This window comes from Alkalibacterium indicireducens (assembly GCF_039522005.1).
GTDB classification, from domain to species: Bacteria; Bacillota; Bacilli; order Lactobacillales; family Carnobacteriaceae_A; genus Alkalibacterium; species Alkalibacterium indicireducens.
Genome location: NZ_BAAADA010000023.1, coordinates 17,908 through 43,581, shown reverse-complemented (window position 1 = coordinate 43,581; position 25,674 = coordinate 17,908). Strand labels below are relative to the sequence as shown.

The following is a 25,674-nucleotide window of genomic DNA, read 5'->3' as shown; positions in this document are numbered from 1 at the left end:
ACCACTACTATATGCAAAGGGAGCTTTAAGTTCATTCTCTATTTAAGCGTATTAATTTTTTGCTTCCGACTGGCTTAAAATGACTTCGAAAGCATGCTCGAATTTGTCAACATCACCAGCGCCCATGAAAACGACGACTTGGTTTTTATGTTTAAGCAAGGCTGACATATCTTCTTCTGAAATGATGTCTTTGCCTTTTTCAGTTTTATCCAGAAGATCCCTGATCGTTACAGTTCCTTCCTGTTCTCTTGCTGATGTAAAGATATCACAGAGATAGACAGCATCAGCCAAATCAAGAGCTTCACCGAATTCATCTAGAAGTGCAACGGTCCTGCTGAATGTGTGCGGCTGAAAAACGGCAACGATGTCTCTGTCAGGGTATTTCTGATGAGCAGCGTCTAGAGTGGCTCTAATTTCTGCCGGATGATGCGCATAGTCATCGATGATGACTGTATCCATTACATTTTTTTCAGTAAAGCGTCTTTTTACACCTTTAAACGACTGAAGTCTTTCCTGGACTTTGTCCTGATCGAGTCCTTCATAGTGTGAGAACGCGATAACTCCCAGCGCATTCTGGATGTTATGCTTTCCATACGATGGAATGAAGAATTTGCCGTAGAAATCCCCTCTGACAAACACATCGAACGTAGAGCCTTCAGTCGTTCGCTCAAGAGTCTTGGCCTGAAAATCGTTATATTCATCAAAGCCATAATAGACGATAGGGACAGAAGCATGCAGTTCCTGAAGTCTCACATCATCACCGCAGGCAAAAATTGCTTTTTTGATCTGCTGTGAGAATGAAAGAAACGCATCCTGTACATCTTCTATGCTCGTATAATAGTCCGGATGATCAAAATCAATGTTAGTTATCAGTGCATAGTCTGATTTATATGCTAGAAAATGACGTCTGTATTCACAAGCCTCAAGCACAAAGTACTCTGCATCTTTTTCGCCTCGTCCGGTACCGTCGCCTATCAAGTAACTGGTAGGCTTGATTCCGCTTAGCACATGAGAAAGAAGGCCGGTCGTACTTGTTTTCCCGTGTGATCCAGTTATAGCTACACTGGTATACTGACCGCTCAACTCGCCAAGGAAATCGTGGTACCTTTTCACGGGCAGCCCCAATTCCAGCGCTTTACTTATCTCTTCGTGCGTATCCGGGAAGGCATTCCCAGCTATGATGGTCATGCCTTCCTTAATATTAGCTTCGTCGAATAAATAGATAGGGATATGATTGTCCTCTAGATTTTTTTGAGTAAAGAAGTATTTTTTAACATCTGACCCTTGAACTTTGTATCCTTTATCATGAAGGATCAAAGCCAGTGCACTCATACCTGATCCTTTAATTCCCACAAAGTGGTAGACTGTTTTCTGATTCATTCGTTAAAAATCCTCCATTAAATTCAGATCTGTAAAATTTACATCGTTATACACTATAATTGAAATGATCAAAAAAAGCCAGTACAATTATTTATCTTTTGCTGGAGTCATCTTTTCTGAACAGTCCAGGCACTTCGCTTCGTCTATTTATGCTGCCATTTCTGTCATCATCCATGATCGAAGCCAGTGTCCGGTTAAGCCCATATGTCTTTTTAGTTTTTTCACGAACAGTCGACTTAGCTTTTTGGATTTTCATTTGATCGGGCAGATCTGAAAATGGCTCGGATTCACTCGTCCAGCCCCATTTTTCTTTCAGAGACTGAGTGGCATGTTCTTCTAGAACAAGGAATTCTTCAGGTTTTTTCTGCATCTCCTGTTTAAGCACACCATAATCGATCGTCGGCTTTTTTCTCTGCCTGGGCGGTTTGTTGTAACCGTACACCGGCGACGGGACTTTACTTGCTTCAAAAGGAGGATCGATGTATGTTCTGTTGTAAGATTCCTGAGGGTGCTCTAAATACTCTTTGAATTCTTTTTTTATTTCTTCCTTTCGCTTAACTTCGCCTGGAAGTGTGTACGTGTCTTTAAAAGAAAGTGACTGCTCATCAGATTTACTCTCCGGCCTGTTTTTCTTCGATGATTCAAAGAACTCTCTATACTTTGAGGACACTATTTCCCCTCCTTCCCTAGTCCTTACAGATTATTAAACTGAAAAAGTTTTTCCTACTTCTGCATCGTCTGGAAGGACCATGATTCCTTTACCTTCCTGTGGCAGCCCTAGTTCTCCAGCTGAACAGATCATCCCGTTACTTTCTATGCCTTTAAGTTCACCAGGCCAGATAACCATTCCATCAGGCATCACCGCACCGGTGCGGGCTACCACAACTTTCTGTCCTTTAGCAATATTCGCGGCACCACAGACAATCTGTAGAATTTCACCATTGTCAACTTCAGTTTGAGTCAGGTTCAGGTGATCAGAGCCTTCTACAGGTTCACATGATGTCACGTAGCCTACCACAAATTTCGGTGAAGTCTCAGATTCCAGTTTGACAGAAAATCCAGCTTCTTCGATCAGACTGTTCACTTTGTCCACCGCTTCTTCCTCAAGTTCAACTGGACCGTCAGTCAATCCGTGCAAATAGTCAGAGGCTTTGAAAAGGTTGATACCTGTTACCTTTCCATCATCTTTTGACTTGATCAAGACGATATCTCCATTTCGTTCCGGAACCTGATCTGTTGCTTCCATTTTCTGGAACTGGATCATCAGGACATCATTCAGTCCATTGTTGTTATAAGTTGTTATCTGCATTGTGTATAAACTCCTTAGTTTTCTTTAGATTAAAATGTTTTTAGAGTCTCCAGTACTGATCGGTCAAATGTTTTGACGATCTGGTAGACCATTTCTCTGGCTGCTTCATAGTCATCGATACGGAAAAGAGATTGATGGGTGTGGATATAGCGGGCGGGAACACCTATCACAGCGCTTGGTATGCCTTCATTCAATGTATGTGCCGCTACAGCATCCGTCCCTCCTTTGGATACGAAATACTGATAAGGAATCTTATTCGTCTCTGCTGTATCAATGAGATAATCCTTCATTTCTCTGGAAAGAATCATACCTGGATCCTGAATTCTCAGAAGAAACCCGTCGCCCAGACGGCCGAAAGCTTCTTTATCTCCGTTAAGGTCATTTGCAGGTGAACAGTCGACAGCCAGGAAAGCATCCGGCTGGAATTTTCTCACAGATCCTTTTGTTCCTCTTAGTCCAACTTCTTCCTGAACATTTGCTCCGGCAATCAGTGTACTCGGCAGCTGCTCTTCTTTTAATTGTTTCAGAAGTTCCAGGACAAGTGTCACACCGTAGCGATTATCCCAGGCTTTACCTGCAAAAGTCTTTTTATTTGCCATCTGTATGGTCTCTACGACAGGTACGATAGGGTCTCCAGGACGTACGCCGTATTCTTCTGCTTCTTCCTTGGATTCAAAACCTCCATCAAACAAAATCGAGTCAATGGAAATCGACGTGTTCTTCTTGTCCTTCAGAAGATGGGGCGGGATCGAAGACGATACCAGCGGGTACTCCCCTTTTTTAGTCTGAATCGTGAACCGCTGAGATGAGACCACATAAGGATTCCATCCACCGATTGGCAGGACTTTAATCAGTCCTTTTGATGTAATGGATGAAACCATGAAACCTACTTCATCCATATGTGCAGCCAGCATCAATTTTGGTGCATCTGGTGTCTGTGATTCTTTCACCCCAAACAGTCCACCCAGTCCGTCCGTTTCTATCCGGTCGACCAGTCCGTTCATTTCATCTCGCATAAAGTCACGGACATTGTGTTCAAATCCGCTGATTCCCTGAAGTTCAGTTGTTCGTTTAATCATGTGAAATGTTTCTTCATTCATATATAATCGTCAGTCAGGCTGACTCTATCCCCCAGTATAAGATTTCGGGTCACTATCTCCCGCTGTACTCTCATTATTATACACAAAACCCGGTTCAAATTTAAGTTAAACCTAGTTTGTTTGTGTTACACTATTAATCTAAGGTATGTTAAAATTAGAGACGAAAGCGTTATTAATTCAAAATGGAGGAGTTCTGATGTATATGAAAAAGGAAGAAAAGAAAGAAACAAAGACATACTCTACGGAAGACTGGATGTACCTGGGTGGTTCAGTTGTGCTTTCCTTTATTCTGGGCATGCTGACCTTTGCATTCTTCAAAAAGAAGAAGTCACTAAAGGCTGACGATCTTTTAAAATCCATAAAAAAAGAATTTCTTAAAGAAGGACCGATCGACGGGTCATGGATTGAATTATCCAAAGTGCCGTGGAAAAAATTTGCTTATGAAACTGATGTTTACTACGGTGGGATCTCACGCTATGAAGAAAGCAAGCTGGTCCAATACGAATTCATCGTTGATGCTTACACCGGCAGTCTGATCGACCTATACAGAGTGTAAATGAAAATGAGTCTGGTTCAGCCATTGCTGCTCATACTCATAATATAAGACAAATAAATAACCTCAGTCACTTGAACCTCCACTGCTTAGCTTAGTGAGTCAAGTAACTGAGGTTGTTTTTATTTGAACATGACAACTGCTTTATAAATTCTGTTGCCTTTTTTAGAAAATTTTTCTTCATATTCTGTCATTACGTTGTCTTCTACGTCGCTATTGTGCAGATCCATATACACTTTTTCCAGCACCGCATCATACTTGGAGAAGCTGGTCAATGAATATTCGAATAGCTTCTGATTGTCCGTCTTGAAATGAAGTTCTCCTTCATCATTTAGAATTGTCTCGTAGACTGACAGGAATGACTTATAAGTGAGTCGGCGCTTCTCGTGTCTGTTTTTTGGCCATGGATCAGAGAATGTCAGATAGATGCGGTCGACTTCTCCGGGTTCAAAATAGTCTCTTAGATCCTTTGCGTTTACTTGCATCAGCTGCAGATTAGGCAGCTGTTCATCAATCTGTTTTTCCAGTGCAGAGACGATAACACTTGTCTGCAGTTCAATTCCGATAAAGTTGATATCTGGATAGCGTTTAGCCATTTCAATAATGAAACGCCCTTTTCCACATCCGATTTCAATATGCAAAGGCTGAGGTTTCCCAAACCGCTCTGTCCACTTCCCTTTTGATTCTTCCGGTTTTTCAACCACATATTGCTTATACTCCAGTAGCTTATCCTGGGCGTATGGTTTGTGACGTAATCTCATTTAAACACTCCTCGTTAGTTCAGTAAAAAAGGGAGCAGATCGTTAAACCTGTCCCTGCATTCATTAATTTTATGATAATAGCTGATTCAATTTGATCAAATACTGGTTCATCCTTAGATAATCTTGTTTCTGATGGCTTGCTTTAATGTCAAACAACAGGTTAGCTGTGCCGTACCAGTAAAATTTACTAGTAGTAGCGCCTGGAGTAAACGGAATCATAGCGGTAATCCAATCGTCCCAGTTCTGGTGATCGATATAACGTTCCAGCAGCTGACTCAAGTCGGCTACAGGATCAGCAAGCAGTGCTGAATCCCAGTCAACCAGATAGAGTTCTTCTTCAGAAGACATAAGGAAATTCTTATGCGAGATGTCACCATGGCACACCATTTTATTTTCAATCTGATCATCAGCTGGCATATGCTTTTCCAAGTACGATACAGCCTGTCTGATTGATGGATGGGCAATAAGATCGGGCGCCAGTCCATACACCGCATTGTAGTAAAAGTCAGATGGAGAGAGTACTTTCCCTCCCAGACGATGCAGCATTCTCTTCAGACTTTGAGACTGATGAACTTTTCTGATCATCTGAATCACACTTGAAGAAGTCATTTCTTCTTTGAACAGAGTCCGGCCATTGCACCATTCCTGAGCTGTCAGCACGTCCCCGTTTCCTATCCGCTTGGTCCATACGAGTCTGGGAGAGATCCCTTCGAGGGACAATGCTGCCAGAAAAGGCGATGAATTCCGCTTGAGAAATAAACGTTCTTCGTTTTTCGTTCCCATATAAGCTTGACCTGTTTCTCCACCAATGGGATGCAGCTGCCACCCCGTTTCTCTCTCTAACTCCATAGTATTCAATCCTTTATATGTTCTTCTTATGTCGCTCAATAATAAAGACATTTACGCACCTTCTATTGTAGAAAGAATTATCGGTTCCGTCAAGCGCATGCATGTTCTTTTTTTATCTCTCAGACTCATATAACTATTTCGCCACATTGCTGTTCAATTTCTTTAAGGTATTCAGCCTGCAGAGCAGTCGTCAAGTCGCCAGGCTTATCAGTGAACAGTACTCGTTCATCGATACGTCTGACTGGCATGACCTCAATCGTCGTACTTGAACAGAATACTTCCTCTGCTTCGTACATTTCTTCCAGTAAAAAGGGTCTGTCGACTACTGGAATATCCAGCTTTTCTGCACATTTCTTCCACACAAGCTTTGTCACTCCAGGCAAAATGAGATTACCGTCAGGATGAGTAATCACTTCTCCGTTCTTTACGATCGCTATGTTTGAGGCAGAGCATTCTGTAACGGTCCCATCTCGATGAAGAATGGCTTCTTCGGCATTCTTTTTATGTGCTTCATGCTTGACCATGATATTTCCGAGTAAAGATATCATCTTGATGTCACATTTCAACCACCGTATATCTTCCGTTACGATCGTGTCGATCCCTTTCACCTGCTTGACAGCATCTCTTTCTACCGCTGTCATCGTCCCGGTCAGCATTGGAAGGACGCCTGCATCCGGGTACATATGGTTCCTGGGTGAAGAAATCCCGCGCGTCATCTGCAGATAAAGATTGCCGGTGTCGATATTTGTTTCTTCAAGCAGCCGGTTGACGAGTGATTTCATCTCGTTTCGACTATAAGGCACAGCCATTTCGATTTTTCCAGCACTGGAATAAAACCTGTCAATATGCTCATCCAGGCAGAAAAAGCGGCCATTGTAAGCTCTGATCACTTCATAAATCCCATCTCCGAACTGATATCCCCGGTCTTCCGGATCGATTCTAACTTCACTTCTGTCAACAATCTCACTATTCCAAATTACTTTCATGTCGTTCTCCCCTTATCCTAATGGCCTAATCTTCTAGGTACATATACTGAATTGAACCCAAAAACGAACAGTGTACTGATCAAAAAGACTACCCCTGTGGTCTCCCAACCCCCGTTTAAGGATCCCAGAGAGAAGATGATACTCGTTACCATCAGTGCCGCGTTCAACAATTTTTGGATGGCTTTTATTTTATCAGTATTTGTATAAGGATACAATTTAAAATGAACAGATTCGTCCAGAACTTGTTTTAGAGGAAGAAGCTGAAAACCGATCAGATAAATAAACAGTACACTCACAAGTGTTCTCAGCCATAATACAGGAGTGAAGTATATGACAATCAGTCCAATAGTCAGAAGTCTGACATACAATTCGCTGAAAGCCGTCTGTCTTATAAATACTCTACTGATGTAATACATATGCGGATCTGTCTTCGAGCTGATGACTCTGATCAAGGGATCGAATCCTTTCATACGCTTGACTTTATTCTGTCCATAAGGCGTTTCAATGAAAAGATTGATCAGCCTGTATATCCCCTGGACTCGTTTCTGTTCCACATCAATCATTCTGTCCCAGTTCCAGAGCTTCTCACGGGAATAACTGAATACCAGGTAAAGGAGCCCAGAAAGTCCTCCAAGGGCTAATGCTAGACCGGCCCATAGGGAAACGAAAAGACTCAGCCCGAGGGTTCCTAGTATCAGAATGTGTTTACCTATACTAATAGTTCGTATCAGCGACAGACTGTCCGACTGAAATGAATGATACTGGACCAGCAGATCGATCAGCTTCAAACAGATCAACACAGCCAGCCAACTTAAGCTGTATGCCTGACCAGTTATGTCCAGAGCTTCCATTAAAGGCATCGTAAGAGTCGCAATCACAGCCATCCCCGCACTTAAAAACAGGCCACTTACAAGCAAGTGTCGCCTCATGATCGGAGCCATCTGCTTTTCAATAGGGAGGAGATATATGCCATCAGCTGGTTCGATCAGTGTCCTTATTCCACCTACTGGCAAGACAGAGTATACGATCACAACAAGCAATAGACGTGGGAGAAGATCCGAGGGAGCAACGGTCTCGACGTAATCTGAATAAGTAAAACCTAATGCACCCGTCAGGATCATCAAAGCAATGACAAAGTGATCATTGAACACATATTTAAGGTATTTGCCAATCCGTCTGTAATACTCATACGTTCTCTTTTTAAACATGTCTCTGACCGTCATTTTAAAACCCTTCCCTGTCAGCCAGCCGTCCGTACATCTCATCAAGAGTAGCTTCCGGCATGTCGAAGTGTTTTCTTAAGTCAGCCATCGTTCCCATCGCATATATTTCACCATCATGCATGACGACAAATTTATCGCAGATTCGTTCTGCATTTGCCAGTACATGGGTGGACATTAATATTGAGGCCCCGTTACGCTTATGTTCTTCCATAAGCTGGATAAGGTCTCTGATAGCCAATGGATCAAGTCCAAGAAAAGGCTCATCAATAATAAACAGAGACGGCTCAATAACAAAGGCACAGACAATCATCACTTTCTGCTTCATGCCTTTTGAAAAGTCTGTTGGAAACCACTCAAGCCGCTCGGTCAGCCTGAACAGGTCAAGCAGATAATTCGCTGTCTTCCAAGCCTGTTCGCGATCAAGCCCATATGCCATGATCGTCATCTCAATGTGCTCCTTTAAAGTCAGTTCGTCATATAGCAGGGGCGACTCCGGGATGAATCCAATTTTTCTGCGATACGTTTCCGGATCTTCGTTGATCGTTCGGCCATCTATTTTAACTGTTCCTTCGAAAGCCTTCATCAGGCCGATAATATGTTTGATGGTGGTACTTTTTCCGGCACCATTTAACCCGATCAGTCCGATCAGTTCACCATCTGCAATGTCGAACGATACGGATTTTAAAACAGGTATTCTACTGTATCCCCCTGTCAGAGATTCAACTTTCAAGCTCATACTACCTATCCTTCCCTGTAAACTAGTGCTTATATTTTACCACACAAAGTGAAGGTTTAAAGATTCCAGTAGTGTCTTTTTATTATTTCCCGGCATAATATGATAAACTGTATCTATACTGTACTATGGAAAGAGGGAAAGTCATGAGCGAGTGCATATTCTGTAAGATTATTGATGGTGAGATCCCGTCCAGAAAAGTCTATGAAGATGATACAGTCATTGCCATTCTGGATGTATCTCAAGTGACTAAGGGACATACTCTAGTCATTTCCAAAAAGCATGTCAGAAATATTCTCGACTATACAGACGAGCTGGCTGCGGACGTATTTGCGAAAATACCAAAGATAGCACGTGCCGTCCGATCATTCGATCCGGAATGTGAAGGGTTAAATCTCCTGATGAACAATGAGGAGATCGCCTCTCAGAGCGTATTCCATGGCCATGTTCATCTGCTACCTAGATATAACTCTGATAAAGATGGTTTTGGACTGAAATGGGACACACATTCGGACGATTATTCTGATGACGAGCTGGATGAGGTTCGGAACAAAATCGTCAGCACACTAGCAAAGGAGGGGTAAGATCATGAAACATTTTCTATTAGGAAGCTTATCAGGAGTCGTTCTTGGAGGATTTTACGGGCTGGTCAGAACACCCAGACCAGGAAAGCAGAATCAGGAAATGCTGAAGGCCTATATCGATGATACAACTGACCATGTTCAGGATGTAACAGATAAAGTCAATGACTTGAAATCAGCTGTCAGCCGATTGACTTCTGAAGTAAATTTTGTACAGACTGAATTCATGAGCGACATGCAGACAGTGGCAGCCGAATTTCAGAAAGAAGCTGAACCTCGTATGAGACGGATTCAGGAAAAAGCCGAGAAAATTCAGACTGAAGTAGAAAAGACAGCAGATACTCTATCTTCACCAACCGAATAAAAAAACGTTGCCGTCTTGAGGTCGGCAACGTTTTTTGTGTGTTGTGAGTCAGCTTAATGTATTTATCTGACTAATGGTTCATATCTGACTTTATGGTACATTCGCATGTCGTCCAATAGATCTAATGGTCCATAAAACGATATATGGTCTATTCACCTGTTCTCCCTCCCCATTATTTACACAAAAAAAGCACACGGGAGATTATTATCAGCCCATGTGCCATAGTCTTAATTTTATTCGTTATCTTCTTCTGCTTCTTCTGAGTCATCATCAGTATCGACATCTGTATCTGTGTCTTCATCACTTTCAGGATCTTCTTCGACGCCATTACCGTCTTCTTCTAGAAGTTCGTCCAGCATATCCTGATCCATTTCCTGCTGTTCAGGTGCAGGCTCCATGAACTGCTGCATTGCTCCTGTCAGATCTTCGTCTGAAATCTGAACATTCGCGTCACGTACAAGTTCGCCGATAACTTCCTGAACCACTGCCTGGTCCTGCATGTAGCTGTCAATGAGCATAGCCTCGATCGTTTCACGTTCTTCTTCCAGGGTGCCTTTTTCGCCTTCTTCTACAAGTTTAATGATGTGATAGCCGAATTGAGACTCTACTGGTTCCTGAGTGAATTCACCTTCTTCAAGTTCCATTGCTGCTTCTTCGAATTCAGGGACGAAACGACCAGGTTCAAGCACAAGTTCGCCGTCACTTTCGATTGTTCCAGTGTCCATCGTATGTTCAGCAACCAGCTCACCGAAATCAGCTCCATCATTCAACTCATCAATGATTTCTTCAGCAAGACCTAAGTCCTCTACAAGAATATGAGCAACAGTTGAATCGATAGCATAATTCTCGTATGCTTCTTCGATTTCTTCCTCTGTTATTTCGACATGATCCTTAATAGCTGCTCTCACTTGAAGTGATGTGCGTACACTGTTTCTCACATCGTCCAGAGACATGCCCTGCATGGCAATCATTTCTTCGAATTCTTCAATGCCGCCATAAGGTTCAGCTTCTCTTTCGAGTTCAGCATCGATATCTTCATCAGATACTTCATCACCATATGCGTGATCAAGAATATCTTCAAGCAGGATCTGCTGCAGCATCTGCTCTCCGAAAGTCATACCACTTTGAGTGACTTCATTTTTCATTCTTTCATATAATTCATCTTCACGAACACGTCCAGCTACTGTTGAAGCTACTTCGGGACTGCTTGCACATCCTGCCAGTAAAAGTCCTGAACAGGCTACTGCGCCAAATAACATTTTTTTCATACGCGTAAATACACATCCTAATTCTTATAATCTAGTGAACGGTCAAGGCAGAAATTATCACCCATGTCCGTACCTCAATTAATATAACACAGGTCTAAAGAAAATGAAAACGTATAAAGCAAATCTTTACTATTTTTCATCAAGCCTTCACAAATAGATCGTTTATTGTTCAGAGGCTGGTCTCTCATTCTTTACCGTGCTTTTGAAAAACGAGCGGTTGTCCATGGCCCAGATCCGTTCAGAGAATTCTCCAGCTTCTGTTTTTCTTAAGGCAGACTCCATCATATTCATCTTCGCATCGATCTGATCGATGTAATGGATGATTTCAGCTTCAGGAATCTGTGGTCTCACTGGAGAACCATATTCCATCTCGCCATGATGAGCAAGCACAAGGTGTTTAAGCAAAAGAACGTCTTCGTGACTTTCGTCGATTTTCAGCTCCACACACGCTTTTGAAATCTCATCATAGATAAGGACGATGTGTCCCACCAGTTTACCCTCGAGCGTATATTCTGTGGCTGTTGGTCCGCTGAGTTCTATCACCTTTCCGACATCATGTAGAATTATTCCAGCATAAAGCAGAGATGGGTTCAGCAGATCATAACTAGCCGTTATTGATTTTGCAATTTTGAGCATGGACATTGTGTGGAAAGCCAGTCCGCCGAGGTATGCATGGTGATTTTTCTTTGCAGCAGGACTTTGGAAGAACTCTCTCTGATACTTTTTCATTATATAGCGAACAATACGGTTCAGGTGAGCATTAGTTATGTCAAAGACAGCCTGGTTGAATGCTTCGATCATCTTGTCTTTATTGACTGGTGCCCGTTCAATGTATAAGTCAGGATTAGACGGTTCATCATCTTTAACAAGCCTCATCTGCTTGATTCGCAGTTGAGGGGCCCCATTGTATTCTTCCCGTCTGCCATCCACTTTTATAACTCGGCCCGGCTTGAACTGTTCAACATCATTGGGAGAAGCATCCCAGTAATTAGCCGAAATTTCTCCACTGGTGTCTTGTAGAATCAGGGCAAGATAAGGTTTATTGTTCCGTGTTTTTTTTTCTTCAGCTGATTTGATCAGAAGGAAGAGGTTCAACTGCTCATCTTTCTGGTAGTCGTATAACTTTTTCATTGTCGTCACTCCTTTGCCTGCTGTTCATTATCTTCAATATGTTTGTTCCACTACTTAGTTCAATTTTAACACATGAGACTCAGGAACATAATCAGTAATAGTTGAATCAAAGGTAAAATAAATGACTTGTACAGACTGACAGACCTCATTCAGCAGATCATACAGTTTACTTTTTCTCGCTTCATCGACATTGACAAAACTATCATCAATAATGACCGGAAAACGCACCGTATCTTTAAAGCTGACTACAAAAGCCAGTCGTATCGCAGCGTAAAGCGGCTCGACAGTTCCTCTTGAGAGCTCTTCCGCTGCCCATTTCTTTCCACTGCGGTCAATCACAAAGAACTCGTCGGAGTCCATAAGGATCGATGGGTAGTCTCCCGACGTAAGTGAAGAAAAATATTTTTCTGCCAGAGCAATGGTCTGAGGCAGCTGATTGGCTTTAGCGTTATTCAGAGTCCGTTCAATCAATGAGGAGGCAATTTTGTATGTGCTCCATTGATCAGCTGCATCCTGATAAATACTTTTTTCATTTTCGTACTTTTGAAGCAGTTCCGAGTAAGTCCCACCTTCTTCCAGTTCCTTTATTTCGTAAGCAAGTTCGACAGATCTTCGGGCTTTTTCTTTATAGAGGCTTTCTAACTCTTCTGCTGATTCAGCCAGTTCCATCAGCTTACTTTTCACATCTTCGCCTGACAAGGCCAGAGACTGTTCACTTACATCGATTGTCGAAGATAAATGCTCATAGCGTCTGATCTTTTCGTTCTTTTCCTCAAGCGTGTGATAGGCACGTATAAAGGCTTCTTCGTTCTTTGCAGAAGCCTGATCATAAAGCTCATGCTTCATTTTATTCTGTTCTTTCTCCTGCTGAACAAAATATAATACAGCATTCTGAATTTTCTCAGTTTCTTTTATATAGGCCTGCTGTAGTCGCTTGTCCTGCTCAATCTGTCTGAGTTTTTTTCTAGCCTCAGAAAAGACGTTTAACGGATCCTGTTCGTCTTCGTAAATGGTACGAGTAAAGGCGTTCTGTCTCAGTTCCTTATCCAGCTCAGTTATTTGTTCTGACAATCTATCTGACAGTTCTCTCTGCTGTCGTTCAACTTTTCTTATTTCTGACATCTTTTCCATTGAAGACATCACAGCAGTCAGTGAGTAGTGTTCAGGGTAACGATGAACTGATTTCCATTCTGAAAATGATGCAGCATACTTTTCTTTTTCCTGCCTGATCCTGTTCTGAGAATCTTTTTCCTCGCCAATCTGCTGCTGCAGTGAATCGATAGATGCAAGCGTGTCTTTCCACTGCTGCCGCAGTTTCTTCTGATAGTAATATTCACTTCTGTCATAATCTGGTTCTCTATAATTAACGGCTTCTCCTTTTCGTCTGGCCATGATAGTCCACACTCCAGCAAGAAGGAAAACACCTAGAAGGGGAAACCAGTTTTGAAGTACTAATGCAAGGAAAGCAAGCAGCAATAAGAAACTGGTAATAAGTATGACCGGTTTTCTCTCGGAGACTTTTGGCGTATCGAGTGTTCTTTTCTGTTTTTCTTCTGCCTCAACTGCTTTAAATGTCGAGAGTGGCCATAGCGTCTCTTCAATCGAATCGATTTGTTCTTCGTTATGTTCGATTTTAAGCTTAAGTCTTTCAATCGTTTCGTTCGATTCCTTTTCTTCCTGATCCAAACGATTTATTGACTGATCGATCAGCTGAACTTGCCCTCTGCTGTCTGAAGTAAGATCCTCGGGCAAGTCATCCTGAAGGGACAGGCCTTCTCTTAACTTAAACTCAAAGGTCTGCTGTTCCAGAAGGGTGATCTGCTGCTTTAGTTCTCTAATCGAGTCAGCTTTCAACTCAAGCTGATCCCACTTGCCTGTCAGCTGATCCACTGCCTTTTCGTTCTCCTGATACACCAGCAGTTCTTTTGAGGGGCGATACTTGTCCTGAAGAGCATTCTGCTTCTCATGCAGTTCCTTAGTCTGTTCTCTCATTTTTTCAAGCTGTCTATTGATTTGGTTGAGCTGGATCAGACCATCTTCTGGTAATGACTGGTCCGGGTACTGATCGATTTCTCTCTTCAGCCGGTTCAATTCTTCAATTGTTTCAATATGCTTGAGGTGATGGTTAAGAAGGTCCCTCTCTTCTCGTTTCTGCTTCAATTCTTTTTCCAGCTGATCCATTTCTGCATCGACCGTTTCTTTACCCTTGACCCGGATAATGTATGTTTCGTTTTTTTCTTTCGCTTTACTCAACTGCTCTTTCTGCTTTTTTAGGGAGCGATAGAGCTCGTTTACTTTCGGTTTGCGTCCCGTCGGTTTAAACAGCTGAGAGGCTTTCTGTTTATACTGATCGGCCTGCTTAAGGAACTGCTCATTTCCAAAGGATCCGACACTTAAGAAGAAGCGGTTGAACTGCTCCCGGTTCATGCCTTTTGTTTCTTCAACACCCTTCAGATCAAATGAATAGATCTGCTCATAAAATGATCTGTTTTTTTTATGAAGGATCGTATCAAGCAGTCTCTCATCTCCTTCAGTTCCATCTTCGAGGGTAACCGTTACATCTCCAGTGACTTTTCCATTTACTCTTTCGATCGTCACTTCACCGAAACGGTCGTCGTCAAGAATCACTTTCCCTCCATAACGACTGCTTTCTTTCGGTTCATATCTGAGAGCAGAACTATGTCTGGTCGGGAAACCAAATAATATACTATGAATAAACGACATCAGCGTAGATTTTCCGGCTTCATTCTGCCCCTGTATAACCTGGATCGAAGAGGATAAGTCAAATTCAGCATCGATCCACTTCCCGTATCCATAAATCACGAGCTTTTTTATTCTCATTTCTCTATCCCTCATTCATTCCTATATCATATTGAAGCAAAGTCAGTGCTGACTCTAAAATCTCGCGTCTGTATTCTTCAGTCTGTTCAGACAGTTCCACTGAAAACGGATGGGTATTCAGCAGTTCCTTAGTCACTTCGTTAAATGCTTCATTTTCTGAATAATACTCGACCGATCTCTTCCACTCCTCTGTAAACAGCTGTTCCAGCGATACCTGATTTGCTGTGACGTTACTTATCTGTATTTTAAGCCCCGTTACGAAAGCAAAAGATTTATCAGAATCATGGTGCAGCGTTTCAATGAAGTCATCCTGATTCAATTTAGTCATTATCTTATCTGATAATTGCGACGAAACGATGACTTTAAGATAAAGCAGTGTCTGAGCGTCACTTGTTTCAATCACTGCCTGTCTGATCTTTTCATAAATACTGTCGAGTGTCTCAAGTGTGCTTACATCGATATTGAGTTCCTTCCAGATGATTGGTGCAGTAGCTTTAAAGTCGACGCTATGACCTGAACGGGATAAATTGACTAGCAGACAGCCTTTGTCTCCAGTTTCTTTCCTATGACGTCCTTGGGTATTTCCACTGTAATAAACAAGTGGTTCAGCTGAAAGCTGCTGCCTATTGTGGATGTGCCCCAAAGCCCAGTAATCATAATTCTTTTCAGCCAGTTCAGCAAGGGAAAAAGGTGCATACCTGCCATGCTCTGATTTCTGTCCTTCTTCGTAACCATGGAGAAGGCCTATGTGATAATCTATCTGTGCCTTTCGAGAAGGGTAGTCTATTATCATGCGCCTGTCGATCCATTTTCTATCATAACTGAATCCGCTGACAGCCACACGCTCCCCTTTTTTTGTCTGTATGTAAATCGTCTCTACTTCAGAGGGAAATACAGTCACGTTTGACGGCAAGGAAAGATGGTCTGCTTCATTTCCCAAGAAATCATGATTCCCGTGGATCAGACAGACTGGAATGCCCTGGTCATTCAGTCTCTGCATCTCTTCTTTAAAGACAATCTGAGCTTTGATACTCCGATCTTCCAGATCGTAGATGTCTCCTGAGAAAAGCACAAAATCGACCTGTTGATCCACTGCCAGGTCGACAATAGCAGTCAATGACTGGAAAGTTGATTCTTTTATTTTTTCCCCCAGACGGCTGGACAGATCTTTGATGCCTTTATAGGGGCTGTCCAGATGCAGATCTGCGGCGTGAACAAATAGGACCATGAGTAAACACTCCTTCTTCTTATAGGGTACATATGTTCTTAGTAGTGTTAGTGAAAAGGACTCACTATATTAGCAAGCCCTCTTCATCTGATCTTTTATTGATATAATTCTCTAACGGGTTTCAATACTACCTGGTTGATGTCGTCGATCATCTGGCCGACTTGCTTTTCAGCTTCAAGCAGTTTAGTAATGATTTCATTCTGACTGATTTTAGTCGAAACCTCCTGAGCCTGTACTGCTTCTTCTTCAGAAATTTCCTGGCCCATCATCTGTTTCTGCTGGATCGTCTGCTGTACTTGACGGAATTCGTTAAATACGCGACTTGCCTCTTCATCTTCTTTAACAGCACCGAATGCCGCTTCTAATCTCGTAAATTCTTCAGTGTTTCTTAATTCCTTTTCTAACTGGTTAGCCGTGTCATAAATGTTGACAGCCATCGTCTCATCCCTTCATTTTTCACTCTATGTCGAGCTTTTTCTTTACTATACAAGTTTATCACGAATTGAATGGTCTTGCCAGAAAAGAATAAAAGGCTTTAATTTATTTATTGTCCTGGCTGTCGACTGCGGAACTGCCTGAACAGCTCTCCGACACGTTCACGGATCACAGAGGAGCCCTCTCTGATAAATTCACTTGCATCGTCCAGCCCTTCTGTCATTCTATCCATAAATGAAGGCTCTTCAACTCTAAATTCTGATCCAGCTTCTTCTACCAGGAAAGTAGACTGCTCCGTATGGGGAAGGATGGCCTCCATTTGTGCCTTGAATACCTGTCCGATCCCCTGAGACGTTGCTGTGTTGAGATAGTGATAGTCAGTTGTCTGATCATAACCCATCCAGCTTGTGATCACAAGGTCAGGTGTATAGCCAACCACCCACTGGTCAGTTGCTCCTGTACCTGATTCTGTCTGTGTTGTCCCCGTTTTACCCGCTATCTTGAAACCGTCTGGTTGAATGTTTCGTCCAGTCCCGTTATCGAACACGCTTAAGAGCATGCTGTTCATCTGATCGGCTACTTTAGCGGACACCACACGTTTTGATCTGGGAGAAGTATTGTCCACAACCACAGCTCCTGTGGCGTCGACAATTCGTGTAATAAAGTGCGGATCTTTTCTAATTCCTTCATTGGCGAAGACGCTGTACGCACTGGCAATTTCCAGAGGCGAAACACCTCTGTCCATTCCACCTAATGCGATAGCCCCCAAATGATTATCTTTGTCCGTTACTCTTAAACCGAACTGTTCAACTTTATTCATTCCTTTTCTCAATCCAAGTTCATTAAGCAGCCAGACCGTCGGTGCATTGAGACTGTCTGCCAAAGCTCTATACATCTGAACTTCTCCGCTATAATAACCAGATAAGTTCGTTGGGGTATAACCTGTTTCACCGTATGAGAGCAGCTCATCCTTAAGTAGTGAATCAGGCGCATATCCTGCTTCCAGTGCTGGTGTGAAGACGCCCAGAGGCTTGATTACTGATCCTGGCTGCCTTCTCATTTGCGTTGCTCTATTGAATCCTCGGAAAGTGTAGTCTCCTAGACCACCGATTACTGCGCTCACTCCGCCAGTTTTCGGATTCAGTGCGATAGATGCACTCTGCGCCGCTGTTCCGTCAGCAGCCACTTCGAAATTGCTGTTGCTGGCATAGACTGCATCCATCTGCTGCTGATGAGTCTGATTAAGAGAAGTGTATATAGTATAACCGTTGTTCATCAGGTCTTCTTCTTCAAAGCCGTACCTGTTAACTGCTTCGTTTATGACTGCATCAAAATAATAGGGATAGCGGTATCCATCTGTGCTGTTATATCTGTCAACCAGAGTCAGTCCAGTCTGCTGATAGCTGGCTCTTTCCTCCCCAGTGATCGTTCCAGTATTTTCCATCAATGAAAGCACGACGTTTCTTCTGCTGATCGACCGCTCATAATTGTCGATCGGATTATAATGACTGGGTGCTTTCAGCATAGCTGCTATAGCCGCAGCCTCGGGAACAGTGACATCAGATGCTCCCTTGCCAAAGTATTTCATAGAAGCATCCTCAACACCCCATACTCCGTTACCAAAGTAGACACTATTGAGATACATTTCCAGTATCTGATCTTTAGTGTAGTGCTTCTCTATTTCTATAGCCAGAAACAGCTCCCTGAGTTTCCTCATCAGGGTCTGATCTGCATAGAGGTAGGCATTTTTGGCCAATTGTTGGGTGATTGTACTTCCACCACCGACTATCTGTCCTCTGTTCATAACATATCCTACAGCTGCACGTCCAATTCCGATCGGATCAAATCCGCGATGCTTCTCAAACCGCTGATCTTCTGTCGATATTACTGCATCAACAATATGAGGAGAGATTCTTTCCATTTCCACGAATGAGCCTTTATGTGCAAATAGCGTTCCAGCTTCCTCACCCTGCTCGTCCATAATCGTAGTAGACTGTTCGAGCCCTGCTCTCAAGGCATTCACATTTGCCGTCCTTGCGAGAACGGCAAGATAGACGCTGAATAACAGCGCAACAGAGAGAACGGTCAGTATGAGCAGTTTAGTCATATGGAATTTCTTCCATTTACGTTTCCCTACTACCCAGGACCGTTTCAGCCTGGGTTTCAGTTTCTGTATGGTGTGACTGAACATTTTTTTTAGTTTTTGTTTTAATTGATTTTTAGTCATGATTATTCCCTCATCTTACTCCTATCCCTTTAAACAGTTACACATCATCGTCTAATTATAACATATGAAAGTGTATCAGTTATCAGTCCTCAGACGGACATTTATTTATAGGCTTTCACCTGTTCAGTCAGTTCTTTAAGAATCTGTCCAATTTCTTCCTTGTCTTTTGCATGCGTGCCGCTGGCCAGAGGATGTCCACCGCCTCCATGTTTCTGGGCAATCTCATTAATTACAGGTCCTTTCGAACGCAGTCTGCATCGGAATTCGCTGTCTGACTGTTCGACAAATACTGCCCATACTTTCACGCCTTCGATTTTACCCAGCATAGGAACCACTTGATGCGTCTCGCTGTCATCCATTCCAAGCGACTTTAATAATGTCTTTGTAAGAATGATATGTCCGACCCCGTCTTCTGACACTGTAAACTGATCGAGAGCATAGCCCATTAATTTGCCGGCTTGAGGCTTTATTACATTCATTTTATCGTTTACTTCTGTATGCGAAAACGGAAAACGCATCAACTCAGCAGAAATCTGCATGGTGAAGGGTGATGTCGCATCATAGAGAAAGCGGTTCGTATCCCCGACAATTCCGGCATATAAAAGACGGGCTGCTTTAGCGGTCATCTTAATCTCATCCGGGTAGCTCAGCCACATATCGGCAATCATTTCACAGCAGCTGCTCGCGTCCGTGTTGACCCATTCTATTTCCCCGTAAGAATCATCAAGAGGATGGTGATCGATTTTGATCCACTGCTTCGCCATTTTATAATGCTCTCCGTCTATGCGCTTGATATTTGCAGTGTCAGTAACAATGACTAACGCCTGTTCATATTTTTCTTCTGTCACTTCATCCATTTTATCCAGATATTCGAGATCATCAACCGTCGTACCGACTGCATACACATCCTTGTCAGGAAAGGTTGCTCGAATAAGTTCTTTCAGTCCACACTGGGAACCGATAGCGTCCGGATCAGGTCTGACATGCCTATGAATGATAATGGTATCCCATTGTTTAATATACTCCCAAAGGTCTTTCTTAATCATATTGTCCTTTTTATTCACTGTTTCTAACAACACACGCATTTCTCCTTTTCAGTTCTAGCTTTTTTGTTATCTTTTCTGAATCAGCTGACACACCACAATCGCTTTTGCAGCTAATGTATGTTCCGAATAGATTTCAACATCCAGTCTAGCCGAGCGACGATTTTCATCGATCACAGAAGGTTTGATCGTCAGTTCATTACCTAACTGGATCATGTTGAAGTAATGCAGATTCATCTGTTCAACAACCAGATTCTTTTTCTTGTATTTTGATAGATAATTATAAATTGTCTCTGTGACCACTTCGCTGAGCACACCAAATGAGATCGTACCCATGCTGTCAGTAGTCTGCGGGGTAACAGAAAAGGAATACAAGTTGTCTTCTTTTTCTGTAATCAGCTGATTGATCTGATCAGATATGGTATCCCCAGACTGAGGCTGCTTCTGGACAGTCTGCATAGCTTTCATAATATCCTGACGGGAAATGACACCAGCAAGTTTAAGTTCATCACTGACTACAGGCATCACTTCCAGGCCATCCCATATCATTGTATGCGCAATTGAGGCTACGCTCATGTACTTTCTTGCTGAAGCGGGATTCTTAGTCATAACTTTTTCAATCAGTTCTGTATCCTCCTGGCCTACCACATCCTTAGCCGTCACGATCCCCGCCAGTCGACCATCTGACAGAACAACTGGAAATCTGGAATGTCCGCTCTTCTGATTGAGCATTCTATAAGTATATACCGTATCTTCTCTATTAAGAAACTGCGTCCGTTCAAGCGGGGTAAAGATATTCTGAACGCGCAGGATTTCTTTTTTTATCAGCTGGTCAGTCATCGCTCTGTTGATCATCGTGCCCACTGTGAAAGTATCATAAGATGTGCTTATCAGAGGCAATTCCTTATGATTGGCAAGATCGACCACTGTCTGACTGGGCTTGAAGCCCCCAGTTATAAGGACCGCTGCACCGTTCTGTAAAGTGAGCTGCTGAGCTTCTTCTCTGTTACCGATAATCATCAGTGATTCTTCAGTAACATAGCGCAACATGGCTTCTTCGGTCATCGCTCCGATGATGAACTTCGTCAGGGTCTTTTTCAGCCCTTTTTCGCCCCCATGAACCTCTCCATCAATCACCTTCACTATTTCATCGTAGGTCAGGTTCTCGATATGCTCACCATTTTTAGGCTCGATCCGGATCGTCCCCACTCTTTTAATCGTAGACACCAGGCCGTTGTTCTCTGCTTCTTTTATAGCTCTGTAAGCTGTCCCCTCACTGACTTGAAGTTCTTTGGCAATCAGTCTTACCGAGAGCTTCTCCCCTACCGGCAGAGACTCGATAAAGTCGATAATCTGTTCATGTTTAGTCTTCATCTCTTTCAGGTTTCCTTTCGCTAACTTTCTTTTCCCATAACGGCAGTGGGATCGTTTCAAAGATAACCGACTCCAGTCCGGTAACCGTGATACCCAGAAGCCTCACTCCTAAGGTTGCAGATTCTTCTTCCCAGATCGATAAAGCAATCTGGAAAAGTTCTTCTTCTCCTTTGATATAATCTGGAAAGGAGCGTCGACGCGTTATCGTATCGAAATTTTCATACCTTATTTTAAGCACAACGATTTTTCCGTGTTTCTGTTTTCTTTTTAGGTTATGCATGACTTTCTGTGAGAGGATTCTTAAGGCCTTGATCACATCATTTTCAGTCTTCAGATCTTCAGAGAACGTTGATTCTTTTCCAATCGATTTCGGTTCCCTGTCGTTTTTCACTTCACTGTCGTCGATCCCTCTTACCTTGCGATAAAGTGAATGACCCATTTTCCCAAAATGACTGACCAGCTCCAGCTCTTCATTTTTATATAGATCCTTTCCCGTGTATATGTCCAGACTATGCATTTTCTCAACGGATTTGGCACCCACACCGTGAAATTTTTCAATTGGCAGCACCATTAAAAAGTCGTGTGCTTTATCAGGTGGAATAACTGTAATGCCATTTGGTTTATCGAAATCCGACGCAATTTTAGCCAGAAATTTATTATAGGACACTCCTGCCGAACAGGTCAGTCTCAGTTCCTTTTCAATGTCTCTCCTGATGGCCTGTGCAATGATAGTCGCACTTTTCTGTCCGACATGGTTTATACTGACATCCAGATAGGCCTCATCGAGAGAGAGAGGTTGGATTTTATCCGTATACCGTCTGAAAATGTCATGCATCTGCTTTGAGGTTTCCCGGTAAAGCTCAAAATTTGGACTTACGAATACACCTTCTGGGCATAACTCGTATGCCTTCTGAGCGCTCATAGCTGAATGGATGCCGTAAGTCCGGGCTTCATAACTTGCTGTAGCAACCACACCGCGCCCACCCGTTTCCTTGGGGTGCCGGGCTATGATAACTGGCTTACCCGCTAGAGAAGGATTTTCTCTCACCTCAACTGAAGCATAGAAGGCATCCATATCGATATGAATTATTTTTCTGGACGTATCCCGTTTGGGTTCGTCAAAAAGCAGTAGTCCGTATCTCATAGCGCCTTCAAAACACCTCCATCTTTTACGTTATTATACTAGAAATAAAAGGGTCAGACGACTTTAAAATCAACTCTATTATGACATTCTATGGTGTAAAAAAATAAAACAAGCAGAATGAACCGACCATCCTACTTGTTTTATCCAAATTTATCCTAATAGATCATCAAGCTCCATGTCATCCAGTGAAGAGACGTTATACACTTGAGCTTTCAGCGAAGCGTAATTGAAATAGTCATTCAATGTGATTGTCAAGATATCATCTACTATCTGATAATACCTTGATGGTCTGTAATGCTTCCACTTATATGCGGTGCAGTACTCCCACAAGTCTTCCAAACTAATCTCATCATAGCCGTTCTGACGGAATTCGATCAACTTTTTTTTCAGCCAAACCTCATAATCATCATCTATAATAAAGTTCAAGAGATTACCTCCTTTACTCATTCGAAAGGGGTATAATTACTTCTTCAGTCCTATTCGCTGTCTGCTGTTTTTTCGGGTGTGTTTGTTCCCAGCTCTTCAGACTGGGTCCCAGCTGCGGATGCTTTTGTAACGATACGTGCAACTGCGCGACGTTCGAAGGTTAGATATATCCCTTCACAGTCGATTATTACGGTGTTGTTTGTTTCATTTACTTCATCTACAATGCCGTGCAGGCCGCCGATCGTGACGATCGAATCACCTTTTCCTAATGAGCCGAGCATGTTCTGCGTTTCTTTTGCGCGTTTCTGCTGTGGTCTGATCATCAGCAGGTACATGATACCCATCAGTACTAAAAAGGGCAGCATTCCAAAAAGTAATTCCATGTAGTCATTCCTCCGTCTAATTTCCTGTTTTATTTTCCTGATTATCTCGTTTTCAAAGAGAACGATATTAATGTTTCACTACATACCTTAGCAAATTTCAGAGAAAAATACTAGTCTCATTAAAAACTTCTAAAAGTTTTTAGCATTCGGTTTATTGTATCCGTACTCCTCGAAAAACTGCTCCTTGAACTCAAGCAGGTTGTCTTCCCTGATTGCCTGTCTGACTTTCTTCATCAGGTCCAGCAGGAAATAGAGGTTGTGATAACTCGTCAGTCTCAGACCGAAAGTTTCATCTGATTTAAGAAGATGTCTCAAGTATGCTCGGGTATAGTTCCGGCACGTGTAGCATTCGCATTTTTCATCTAGAGGTCTGAAATCTCTCGCATAAATGGCATTCTTGATTACGACACGTCCCTTGCTGGTCATTGTCGTCCCGTTACGTGCAATACGGGTCGGAAGCACACAGTCAAACATATCAACTCCACGCATAACTCCTTCAATCAATGCATCAGGTGTCCCCACCCCCATAAGATAGCGGGGTTTGTCTTCAGGTAAGAGCGGTGTAGTGAAATCGAGCACCCGATACATATCTTCTTTAGGTTCACCGACAGATAGCCCACCTATTGAGTAACCGGCAAAGTCCATACTAGTCAGATCTTTAGCTGACTGTTTACGCAGATCTTCAAATCCAGCGCCCTGAACAATTCCAAACAACCCTTGACTATCAGTATTCTGGTGCGCTTCCAGTCCTCTTTCTGCCCATCTTGAGGTTCGCTCGACCGATTTTTTGACGTAATCATAGCTTTCATCAAATGGGGGGCATTCGTCGAAGGACATCATAATATCCGGTCCCAGCTTGTTCTGGATATTGATGGCTTTTTCAGGAGACAGGAAGAGTTTAGATCCGTCCATATGACTCTTGAAGTGGACGCCTTCTTCTTCAATTCTCCTCATATCTGAAAGTGAAAAGACCTGGAATCCACCTGAATCGGTCAGTATCCCATTGTCCCAGTTCATGAAAGCGTGCAGACCTCCCGATTCAGCAATCAGATCTTCTCCTGGTCTCAACCAGAGGTGATACGTATTGCTCAAGATGATGCCTGCTCCCATTTCTTCAAGCTCTTCAGGAGCAATAGTCTTAACGGTTGCCAGTGTCCCTACAGGCATGAACATAGGTGTTTCAAAAGTTCCGTGAGGTGTCGTGATTTTACCCAGGCGGGCTCCTGTGTGTTTATCTTTTTTTTCTAATGTATATGTGACTGGATGATTACTCATAACTAGCTCCTACTCTTTTATCTCTTTTTAACAAACATCGCATCTCCAAAACTGAAGAAACGGTATCTCTCCTGGACAGCATGATTATACGCTTCTAATACGAAGTCTCTTCCGAGAAATGCACTGACCAGCATAATCAGCGTCGACTTCGGCAGATGGAAGTTAGTCAGGAATCCGTCGACTGCTTTAAACTGGTAGCCGGGAGCGATAAAAATATCCGTCCATCCGCTGGCTGCCTGGAATCTCCCATCAAATGCCTGGCCGATTGTTTCCAGTGTACGGATTGACGTTGTGCCGATGGCTATGATACGCCCGCCTTCTTCTCTTGTTCTGTTCAATGTGTCTGCTGATTCTTCTGACAGCTGATAGAATTCTTCATGCATCTTATGTTCTTCGATATTATCTACACTCACTGGACGGAACGTGCCTAAACCCACATGAAGCGTCAGGAAAACGAGCTTGACTCCTTTTTCCTATATCTTCTCAAGGATTTCCTCCGTGAAATGCAGCCCTGCTGTCGGTGCAGCAGCTGATCCATTTTCTTTTGCGTAAACGGTCTGATAACGTTCGCTGTCATCAAGACGTTCTTTGATATAAGGCGGTAGAGGCATTTCACCCAGCGACTCCAAAGTCTCAAGGAAAATCCCTTCATAAGAAAATTCTACGATTCGTCCCCCATGTTCCAGAGATTCGATAACAGTCGCTTTCAGACGTCCATCTCCAAACGTAATGACTGTTCCCGGCTTAGCTTTTTTAGCCGGCTTCATCAAGGTTTCCCACTTATCTCCTTCAAGGTTCTTAAGAAGAAGCACTTCCATGTGAGCTTTTGTGTCTTCTTTTTCCCCGTATAGTCTGGCAGGAAGAACCCGTGTATTATTCATTACAAGCGCGTCACCCGGATTCAGTTCATCTATTATACTTTCAAACTGTCTGTCTTCAATAGCTTCTGTTTCCTTAGTCAATACCATCATTTTAGAGGATGATCGGTTTTTCAATGGTGTCTGCGCAATCAGTTCTTCAGGTAATTCAAAATCAAAATCATTTGTAGTTAATGTCATGC

General features: G+C 42.8%; 24 protein-coding genes and 1 pseudogene. 3 read left to right on the top strand and 22 right to left on the bottom strand.

All coding sequences use genetic code 11. From position 1 onward, the window contains the following. Nucleotides 1–51 precede the first annotated feature (51 nt). The 4 genes from murC to pepA form a co-directional block, all read right to left on the bottom strand. On the bottom strand, nt 52–1,380 hold the full coding sequence (gene murC / locus ABFX15_RS01635; RefSeq protein ID WP_346023794.1) for a UDP-N-acetylmuramate--L-alanine ligase: 1,329 nt from the start codon (nt 1,378–1,380) through the stop codon (nt 52–54). Nucleotides 1,381–1,471: 91 nt separating this feature from the next. Further along, nucleotides 1,472–2,050, bottom strand: a complete 579-nt coding sequence (locus ABFX15_RS01630; RefSeq protein ID WP_346023793.1) for a hypothetical protein — start codon at nt 2,048–2,050, stop codon at nt 1,472–1,474. A gap of 33 nt (nt 2,051–2,083) precedes the next feature. Continuing rightward, entirely contained in the window at nt 2,084–2,689 is a 606-nt protein-coding gene (gene ytpR, locus ABFX15_RS01625) for a YtpR family tRNA-binding protein (RefSeq protein ID WP_346023792.1), read from the bottom strand. A 29-nt stretch (nt 2,690–2,718) separates the two neighbouring features. After that, nucleotides 2,719–3,789 (bottom strand): glutamyl aminopeptidase, encoded by a 1,071-nt coding sequence (gene pepA / locus ABFX15_RS01620; protein WP_346023791.1) that lies wholly within the window; start codon nt 3,787–3,789, stop codon nt 2,719–2,721. A 196-nt stretch (nt 3,790–3,985) separates the two neighbouring features. On the opposite strand from pepA, the gene ABFX15_RS01615 reads away from it, so the two are divergent. Then, the gene (locus tag ABFX15_RS01615; protein WP_346023790.1) at nt 3,986–4,345 is read left to right on the top strand and encodes a hypothetical protein; all 360 of its coding nucleotides are present in this window, start codon (nt 3,986–3,988) and stop codon (nt 4,343–4,345) included. Nucleotides 4,346–4,464: 119 nt separating this feature from the next. On the opposite strand, the gene trmB is transcribed toward ABFX15_RS01615, so the two are convergent. The 5 genes from trmB to ABFX15_RS01590 all read right to left on the bottom strand — a co-directional run bounded on the left by trmB (nt 4,465) and on the right by ABFX15_RS01590 (nt 8,897). After that, complete coding sequence (trmB, locus tag ABFX15_RS01610) at nt 4,465–5,103, bottom strand: tRNA (guanosine(46)-N7)-methyltransferase TrmB (RefSeq protein WP_346023789.1); 639 nt, start codon at nt 5,101–5,103, stop codon at nt 4,465–4,467. Between the two features lie 69 nt (nt 5,104–5,172). Further along, nucleotides 5,173–6,003: a phosphotransferase gene (locus tag ABFX15_RS01605; protein ID WP_346023788.1), complete on the bottom strand. Its 831-nt coding sequence runs from the start codon at nt 6,001–6,003 to the stop codon at nt 5,173–5,175. Between the two features lie 74 nt (nt 6,004–6,077). Beyond that, complete coding sequence (dat, locus tag ABFX15_RS01600) at nt 6,078–6,938, bottom strand: D-amino-acid transaminase (RefSeq protein ID WP_346023787.1); 861 nt, start codon at nt 6,936–6,938, stop codon at nt 6,078–6,080. A gap of 17 nt (nt 6,939–6,955) precedes the next feature. Next, nucleotides 6,956–8,161: an ABC transporter permease gene (locus ABFX15_RS01595; RefSeq protein WP_346023786.1), complete on the bottom strand. Its 1,206-nt coding sequence runs from the start codon at nt 8,159–8,161 to the stop codon at nt 6,956–6,958. A 1-nt stretch (nt 8,162) separates the two neighbouring features. After that, nucleotides 8,163–8,897, bottom strand: a complete 735-nt coding sequence (locus ABFX15_RS01590) for an ABC transporter ATP-binding protein (protein WP_346023785.1) — start codon at nt 8,895–8,897, stop codon at nt 8,163–8,165. A 143-nt stretch (nt 8,898–9,040) separates the two neighbouring features. Here ABFX15_RS01590 and ABFX15_RS01585 point away from each other — a divergent pair, with 143 nt between their 5' ends. Both ABFX15_RS01585 and ABFX15_RS01580 read left to right on the top strand, forming a co-directional pair. Continuing rightward, the gene (locus ABFX15_RS01585) at nt 9,041–9,478 is read left to right on the top strand and encodes an HIT family protein (protein ID WP_346023784.1); all 438 of its coding nucleotides are present in this window, start codon (nt 9,041–9,043) and stop codon (nt 9,476–9,478) included. A gap of 4 nt (nt 9,479–9,482) precedes the next feature. Beyond that, nucleotides 9,483–9,839 (top strand): YtxH domain-containing protein, encoded by a 357-nt coding sequence (locus tag ABFX15_RS01580; protein ID WP_346023783.1) that lies wholly within the window; start codon nt 9,483–9,485, stop codon nt 9,837–9,839. A gap of 233 nt (nt 9,840–10,072) precedes the next feature. Here the strand turns inward: ABFX15_RS01580 and ABFX15_RS01575 are convergent, their stop codons facing one another. The 13 genes and pseudogenes from ABFX15_RS01575 to queA all read right to left on the bottom strand — a co-directional run bounded on the left by ABFX15_RS01575 (nt 10,073) and on the right by queA (nt 25,672). Then, nucleotides 10,073–11,107 (bottom strand): peptidylprolyl isomerase, encoded by a 1,035-nt coding sequence (locus ABFX15_RS01575; protein WP_346023782.1) that lies wholly within the window; start codon nt 11,105–11,107, stop codon nt 10,073–10,075. Nucleotides 11,108–11,269: 162 nt separating this feature from the next. Continuing rightward, nucleotides 11,270–12,238, bottom strand: coding sequence for a 3'-5' exoribonuclease YhaM family protein (locus ABFX15_RS01570; protein ID WP_346023781.1), 969 nt, complete (start codon nt 12,236–12,238; stop codon nt 11,270–11,272). 54 nt (nt 12,239–12,292) lie between these two features. Beyond that, nucleotides 12,293–15,079, bottom strand: coding sequence for an ATP-binding protein (locus tag ABFX15_RS01565; protein WP_346023780.1), 2,787 nt, complete (start codon nt 15,077–15,079; stop codon nt 12,293–12,295). Between the two features lie 4 nt (nt 15,080–15,083). Further along, complete coding sequence (locus tag ABFX15_RS01560) at nt 15,084–16,307, bottom strand: metallophosphoesterase family protein (RefSeq protein ID WP_346023779.1); 1,224 nt, start codon at nt 16,305–16,307, stop codon at nt 15,084–15,086. 95 nt (nt 16,308–16,402) lie between these two features. Further along, nucleotides 16,403–16,744, bottom strand: a complete 342-nt coding sequence (locus ABFX15_RS01555; protein ID WP_346023778.1) for a YlbF/YmcA family competence regulator — start codon at nt 16,742–16,744, stop codon at nt 16,403–16,405. A gap of 107 nt (nt 16,745–16,851) precedes the next feature. Next, nucleotides 16,852–18,969: a PBP1A family penicillin-binding protein gene (locus ABFX15_RS01550; protein ID WP_346023777.1), complete on the bottom strand. Its 2,118-nt coding sequence runs from the start codon at nt 18,967–18,969 to the stop codon at nt 16,852–16,854. A 101-nt stretch (nt 18,970–19,070) separates the two neighbouring features. Next, the gene (locus ABFX15_RS01545; RefSeq protein ID WP_342706588.1) at nt 19,071–20,048 is read right to left on the bottom strand and encodes a DHH family phosphoesterase; all 978 of its coding nucleotides are present in this window, start codon (nt 20,046–20,048) and stop codon (nt 19,071–19,073) included. Nucleotides 20,049–20,081: 33 nt separating this feature from the next. Then, entirely contained in the window at nt 20,082–21,386 is a 1,305-nt protein-coding gene (locus ABFX15_RS01540) for a DRTGG domain-containing protein (RefSeq protein ID WP_346023776.1), read from the bottom strand. Further along, the gene (gene dinB, locus ABFX15_RS01535; RefSeq protein WP_346023775.1) at nt 21,376–22,530 is read right to left on the bottom strand and encodes a DNA polymerase IV; all 1,155 of its coding nucleotides are present in this window, start codon (nt 22,528–22,530) and stop codon (nt 21,376–21,378) included. The genes ABFX15_RS01540 and dinB overlap by 11 nt, the downstream gene beginning before the upstream one ends. Before the next feature lie 150 nt (nt 22,531–22,680). Beyond that, nucleotides 22,681–22,956 (bottom strand): post-transcriptional regulator, encoded by a 276-nt coding sequence (locus ABFX15_RS01530; protein ID WP_346023774.1) that lies wholly within the window; start codon nt 22,954–22,956, stop codon nt 22,681–22,683. Between the two features lie 50 nt (nt 22,957–23,006). Next, entirely contained in the window at nt 23,007–23,339 is a 333-nt protein-coding gene (gene yajC, locus ABFX15_RS01525) for a preprotein translocase subunit YajC (RefSeq protein ID WP_346023773.1), read from the bottom strand. A gap of 129 nt (nt 23,340–23,468) precedes the next feature. Then, nucleotides 23,469–24,614 carry a tRNA guanosine(34) transglycosylase Tgt gene (gene tgt / locus ABFX15_RS01520; RefSeq protein ID WP_346023772.1) on the bottom strand — a complete coding sequence of 382 codons (1,146 nt, stop codon included), beginning with the start codon at nt 24,612–24,614 and terminating at the stop codon, nt 23,469–23,471. Nucleotides 24,615–24,631: 17 nt separating this feature from the next. Further along, nucleotides 24,632–25,672: pseudogene (gene queA, locus ABFX15_RS01515) on the bottom strand (tRNA preQ1(34) S-adenosylmethionine ribosyltransferase-isomerase QueA). Nucleotides 25,673–25,674: the final 2 nt, after the last annotated feature.